Source organism: uncultured Acidaminococcus sp. (assembly GCA_900538365.1).
Lineage (GTDB): Bacteria > Bacillota > Negativicutes > Acidaminococcales > Acidaminococcaceae > Acidaminococcus.
This window is the reverse complement of record UPXT01000022.1, coordinates 22,135-28,134: the sequence shown is the minus strand read 5'-3', so window position 1 is coordinate 28,134 and position 6,000 is coordinate 22,135. Positions and strand designations below refer to the sequence as shown.

The following is a 6,000-nucleotide window of genomic DNA, read 5'->3' as shown; positions in this document are numbered from 1 at the left end:
TGTCCTCTCCAGGAGTGCATAGATACTTTAGCACCCCAAAATTTGACAAAGAACCGAAAAACTCCCAGCGTTTTTGATCAGCCTTCAATGGCAATCATCTTTTTGTTTTCAGACTGCGGCAGTTCCTTCTTGGGAATTGACAGCTGCAGGATCCCGTCGGCGTATTTTGCCTTGATATCGCTTTCCTTCACACCGTCACCGACGTAGAAAGTACGGCTCGAATGGCCGAAGCTCCGTTCGCGGCGAATATAATGGCCTGCTTTGTCCTTTTCGCCCTTATCAAGGCTCTTTTCAGCGGAAATGGTCAGATAGCCATTTTCGAGTTCTGCATGGATTTCATCCTTCTTAAAGCCCGGCAGATCCATATCCAGTTCATAATGGTCACCCACATCGCGGACATCGGTCTTCATGAGGTTCTTACCATGTTTTCCATAAAGGGCGCTGCGATCCATAAAGGAATCAAAGCCATCCATAAAATCATCAAACACATTGTCATTAAAAATGCTCGGCAGTAACATAAGTCATTCCTCCAATCAAATATTACGGCCTTCACACAGGTCTTTTCTTTTCCTGGAGCGGAGAAGAGGAACCCTGCCCCTTTTGGGGGGCCTTCCTTTCCTTCGTTCTGGGATTATCATAGCACGATTTTTTAGCACTGTCAATAGTTGAGTGCTAATTATTTTAATCTTTTTGACTTTTAGTGATAAAAAAGAACCCGGAACCAATCCGTTCCGGGAGAAACATCGTATGATGCAGGGCGCCAGCGAATCCGAGATTTCTTGTTTCCCCAGTATCCGCAAGCTGCCGAGCTTATTTGAATGGCTGTGCTCTATTATGGAATGCTTTTACATTCACGTCAATATTTTTTCTATTCTATAATACTTAGTCAAAAATTCCAGCTTCATCATACACAGCAGGAATGACAAGAGTTCCCTTCCTATCCATATATCCCCATTTACCGCTCTTTTTGTCCATAATAGGGAAGCGATCCTGGGCATAGGTCCCTACGTCGCTGTAGCCTTCCTGGGGCGCGACAAGATTTATGCCATTAAGGTCAATAAGGGCAGCCTTCCCGCCGTCAAGAACGGCTGCAGCATCGGAGACAAAGGGAGTCACCTTTGTAAAGCGGTTTTCAATGACGATCTTATTGGATTCGTCGATGAATCCCCAATGCTTATCATAGGCAAAGGGAGCACGGTTTTTTTCAAAAGGTCCCAGTTCATCATAGGAAGCTGGGATGACCACGTTTCCGCTGCGGTCAATCATCCCAAAGCGACCCTCGCGGTCAACGATCAAAGCACGGCCTTCACGGAAAGGCGACAGGGCCCGGTAATTTGCGGGAATGACTTCCTGCCCCTGCTTATTGATGGCACCCATATAAAGGTTCGACGGATGGATGATTTCTCCCGGAATGATGGAAATACCGCCGCCCCATCCATGATGATGGTATCCTGCATCGCTCCAGCCCCAGCCAAGATCAAAGGGGCCCCAACTCCAGCCAGGGAAGCCGACACCCCAGTGTCCGCCCCAGCCCCAACCGATGGAAACATAATCAAAGACGGAGCGTTGACGGCGTCTTACCCCGACGCGGGCCAATCCACCTTCATCAAAAGAACCGACATAGTCATAAGCCTTTAATTTGGCGTAGCGGGCACCCGTTGTGTCCATAAGCCAGCTGCCATCGATGATGCCCACGCCCTGGCTCATGTCGCTGACAGCCTTTGCCTTTCCGACAAGAAGGGCAGTTCCATCTTTTTTGACATACATCCAGCGGTCCTGGAGCTTGACGGCCGCATACCCTTCTTTAAAGGGCTGTGCCTTCTTATACTGAGGCTTAAGGATATACGTCCCCTGTTTATCGATATAGCCCCATTTCCCATCCTTTTTCACAGCCGCAAGGCCTTCGGAAAAAGGGCCCACCTCATCATAATGGGAGATAAGGGCCTTGCCCGTTCGGTCATAAAAGGTCCATCCTTCCTGATCCCGGGCCGCAAGCATTCCGTCGCTGAAGGCCCCCACCTTCTTAAGGGTCGGAGCGATGATGGCCTTGCCCGTTCGGTCATACATTCCATATTTCCCATCTTTTTCAACAAGGATAACAGCGTCTGTTCCTCCTTGTTCCACTTCGATTTTCTTATATTCCAAGGGCAGGACCACCCGTCCCTGCTGGTCGATGGCGCCTGCCCGGCCCTTTTGGGTCACGATGGCAAGATGCTCGGCGGCAGAAGCGGCCTGAGCTCCGATGATCAGGCTCACCACGAGCATGAGCCCGCACCTCATTTTTGCGTTCATTCTGACAGCACCTCCTATGTTTGAAATCGTTTTTCTTTTCTGCGCCTATTGTATCACGAAGAAAGCCGCCCGCGCCATAACAAGAACCACCTCTCAAACGAAAAAAGGGCCGCCGCGGCAGCGGCAGCCCTCTCAAAAAAGAGGTCAATGATCCAGGGCAGCAAAGCCTGTTTTAAGATCCTCCAAGAGATCATCAATATGTTCCGCCCCTATGGAAAGGCGGATGGTTGACGGCGTAATCCCCGAATCAAGGAGTTCTTCTTCCGTCATCTGTGAATGGGTCGTTGAAGCCGGATGGATCACAAGGCTTTTCACATCTGCTACATTCGCCAGAAGAGAAAAGACCTTCAAATGATCGATGAAGGTACGGGCCGCTTCCGGACCGCCCTTGATTTCAAAAGTAAAGATGCTGATCCCGCCATGGGGGAAGTATCTCCGGTAGAGCTCATGATCAGGATGATTGTCAAGGGAAGGATGATTTACCTTGGCCACATGGGGCTCATGGGCAAGGAAGTCAACCACCTTAAGGGCATTTTCTACTTGCCGTTCTACGCGCAGGGAAAGGGTCTCCGTTCCCTGAAGGAGCATAAAGGCCGCAAAAGGGGACAGGGTAGCTCCCAAGTCGCGGAGGATGACGGCCCGAACATAAGTAACAAAAGCAGCCGCCCCCACATCACGTGTAAAGCTCAGGCCATGATAGCTTGGATTTGCCTCTACAAGCCAAGGGAATTTCCCCGATGCAGCCCAATCAAACTTACCGCTGTCCACAATAACGCCGCCCAGGGTCGTGCCATGGCCACCGATGAATTTCGTAGCCGAGTGGACAACGATGTCAGCCCCAAACTCGAAAGGACGAACGAGGTAAGGCGTAGCAAAGGTGTTATCCACCACAAGGGGGATTCCATGTTTATGGGCGATCTCCGCCACGGCACCGATGTCAATGAGGTTGGCATTCGGATTGCCTACGGTCTCAATGTAAAGGAGCTGCGTATTCTCCCGGATAGCCCCTTCAAAAACGGACGGGCCCTTTGTCGGATCGACAAAGGTCGTTTCGATGCCAAAGTCAGGCAGAGTATGGGCAAAAAGGTTATAGGTCCCGCCATAGATGGTTGTAGCGGCCACAATGTGGTCATCCTTATGGCAAAGGGCCTGGATGGTATAGCTGATGGCCGCTGCCCCTGTTGCGGTCACAAGCGCCCCGACGCCGCCTTCCAGTGCAGCAAGGCGTTTTTCAAGGACATCACTTGTTGGATCCCCCAGCCGGCTGTAAATGAAGCCCGCGTCCTTTAAGGCAAAGCGGTCCGATGCTTGGGCAGAATCCTTAAAGACGTAGGATGTACTCATGTAAATCGGTACCGCGCGGGCCCCCGTTGAGGGATCCGGCTGTTCCTGTCCTACATGGAGCTGCAGTGTTTCAAAATGGTACGGTTTTCCTTCACTCATCATAATACCCCCTATAATCAATTCATAGTTTTAAAATATGAATTGATTATAGGGGGTACAAAATGGCCTGTCAACTATTTAGGCAATCTCTCCACCAAGGGAGATTCGGCCATTTCAAATGTTACAGTTTGCTTGTCCGTTCATATGATGAGTCGTATGATGATTTATCTGCTCAGGCCTTTTTGGAAAGCATCCACACCATGACCATGATGCACAGGGCGCCAGCCATTTCCACAAAACCCACATGGTTTCCCATAAAGAGAATGGAGACCGCATAAGCAGATAGCGGTTCAAAAGCCGCAAGGGCACCCGTTTCCGAGGCGGGGATATATTTGGTGCTTTCAAGGTACACCGTATAAGCAATAAGGGTTCCTAGGACAATGATGACGCCAAAGGCGGCAAAGGTGCTTCCCGTCCACAGGGTCCCTTCAAGGGTTGGATGGTTAAGGACCATAAGGAGCAGGGCGTTGCCCAGGCTCCCCCACCCGATGATCAGAAAAGTTGGATAACGGTGCAGGAGCTCAGCAGCAAAAGCCGTATAAAAGGCCATGCCAAAGGCGCTCAGGATGCCCCAAAAAAGGGCTTCCCGAGAGATGGCAAGCGCCGCTCCCTCCCCTTTTGTCGCAATGAGGAATGTTCCGACAATGGCAAGAAAGGCCGCCACCGCTTCCCGCCGACGAGGACGCCGCCGTTCCAAAATAAGGTAATAGCCCAGCAGGATAACGGGCATGAGATACTGCAGGACCGTTCCCGTTGCTGCATTGCTGTAATGGATGGCAATCGTAAAGGGAACCTGCATAGTATAAAGACCCAGGACCGTAAAGCGAATGAGCCTAAAAAAATCCTTTTTGACAGGCTCCAGGAGCTTTTCCCCTCGCAGGCCGCTGATCAAAAGAAAGACCGCGGCTGTGACAAACATGCGGATTGCAAGGACCGTATCCCAGGAAAAATGTTGGTAGGTCATGAGGTATTCCAAGCTATTGCTGCTGCTTCCCCATAGTGTTGCCCCAATGAGGACGAGCATAACCCCATATTGATGTGTTTTTTTCATCATTGTGTTCCTTTCCAAAAAGGTCGGCTTTCTTCAAAGGGATCGGCCCAGACCGCATCGCTGAGGCTAAAGAGTGCTTTATAGCGAGGGCATGATTCATCATGATCGTTGATGACGCCGACAGCTTCAAGGTAGGAATAGATGGTAACAGGGCCGACAAAAGAAAAGCCCCGCTTCTTAAGATCCCGGCTGATAGCCCTAGATAGGCCATTGGCGGTCGGGAGGGTCCCTGTCCCATGCCCTTTGTAAAAGAGGGTCTTCCCCTTCGTATAGCCCCATAGATAGCGGTCAAAACTGCCATATTCCTTGGCAATGGCAAGATAGGCCTGGGCATTTTTGATGACGGCCCGAATCTTGCGTTCCGAATGGATAACCCCATCCGCAGCCATGATGCGGGCCACATCACGTTCTCCAAAGGCGGCAATGGATATAGGGTCAAACCCCCTAAACGCTTCTTTTAACGCCGCTCGTTTTTTGAGGATAAGATCCCAACTCAGTCCGCACTGCAAGGCCTCAAGCATCAAGAATTCAAAAAGGGCCCGATCATCATGGAGCGGAACGCCCCATTCCTGATCGTGATAGGCCTTCATCAGCGGATTGATCGTACACCAAGCGTGACAGCTCATATTTCCCTCCCAGAAGATTCTCTTCGCATTGTACCATGAGTCAGCAGGAAAGAAAACAAATTCCCGAGAGGTACCCTTTTAGACTATTTAATCAAGTTTTTTCCGAAATAATAATTGTTTTTCACTACCCTTTCAGTATATAATAATAGCAAACGAAAAACGACTCTATTCTTTGATAGCTTTCATCATTGATAGGAAAAATCATGGCTATCATCCAGGAAGATGGAGCATCCTGGAAGCTATCGATCCTTTTCAGATTGTCAGGCCCGCTATATGCTTGACCGGAGAGTAGACGCAGTTATGGGGAGGGAGAAAACATATGCCCAAAGAAAACAATACACATCAAGTCGACCCCATGGATAAATGGGTATCCATTGAACAAGCAGCGAATTACCTGGGGGTCAGTGTGGTTACGGTTCGTTCCTGGCTGCGTGAAAAACGCGGCATTCCAGCCGTCAAAATTGGAAAGCAGTGGAAATTCCGTCTTTCAGACCTTGAAAAATGGGTCACCAGCGGAGGCAGCCAATTCAATTCTGACAAAGAGAAAGAATCATAAAAAGATGACCAGTTCCAAAAGGAGCTGGTCAT

At 49.9% G+C, this 6,000-nt stretch carries 6 protein-coding genes; 1 reads left to right on the top strand and 5 read right to left on the bottom strand.

Annotated features, from left to right (window positions below):
* Positions 1–77: 77 nt before the first annotated feature.
* The 5 genes from QZQ08_RS05830 to QZQ08_RS05810 all read right to left on the bottom strand — a co-directional run bounded on the left by QZQ08_RS05830 (position 78) and on the right by QZQ08_RS05810 (position 5,412).
* Complete coding sequence (locus tag QZQ08_RS05830; protein ID WP_296329282.1) at positions 78–518, bottom strand: Hsp20/alpha crystallin family protein; 441 nt, start codon at positions 516–518, stop codon at positions 78–80.
* A gap of 364 nt (positions 519–882) precedes the next feature.
* On the bottom strand, positions 883–2,292 hold the full coding sequence (locus tag QZQ08_RS05825) for a WG repeat-containing protein (protein ID WP_296329279.1): 1,410 nt from the start codon (positions 2,290–2,292) through the stop codon (positions 883–885).
* A 144-nt stretch (positions 2,293–2,436) separates the two neighbouring features.
* Positions 2,437–3,735, bottom strand: a complete 1,299-nt coding sequence (locus tag QZQ08_RS05820) for an O-acetylhomoserine aminocarboxypropyltransferase/cysteine synthase family protein (RefSeq protein ID WP_302889390.1) — start codon at positions 3,733–3,735, stop codon at positions 2,437–2,439.
* A gap of 172 nt (positions 3,736–3,907) precedes the next feature.
* Positions 3,908–4,789, bottom strand: a complete 882-nt coding sequence (locus tag QZQ08_RS05815) for a DMT family transporter (protein WP_296329273.1) — start codon at positions 4,787–4,789, stop codon at positions 3,908–3,910.
* Positions 4,786–5,412: a DNA-3-methyladenine glycosylase I gene (locus tag QZQ08_RS05810; protein ID WP_296329269.1), complete on the bottom strand. Its 627-nt coding sequence runs from the start codon at positions 5,410–5,412 to the stop codon at positions 4,786–4,788. Before QZQ08_RS05810 ends, QZQ08_RS05815 begins: the two co-directional genes overlap by 4 nt.
* A gap of 319 nt (positions 5,413–5,731) precedes the next feature.
* On the opposite strand from QZQ08_RS05810, the gene QZQ08_RS05805 reads away from it, so the two are divergent.
* Positions 5,732–5,968: a helix-turn-helix domain-containing protein gene (locus QZQ08_RS05805; protein WP_296329268.1), complete on the top strand. Its 237-nt coding sequence runs from the start codon at positions 5,732–5,734 to the stop codon at positions 5,966–5,968.
* The last annotated feature ends 32 nt before the right edge of the window (positions 5,969–6,000 follow it).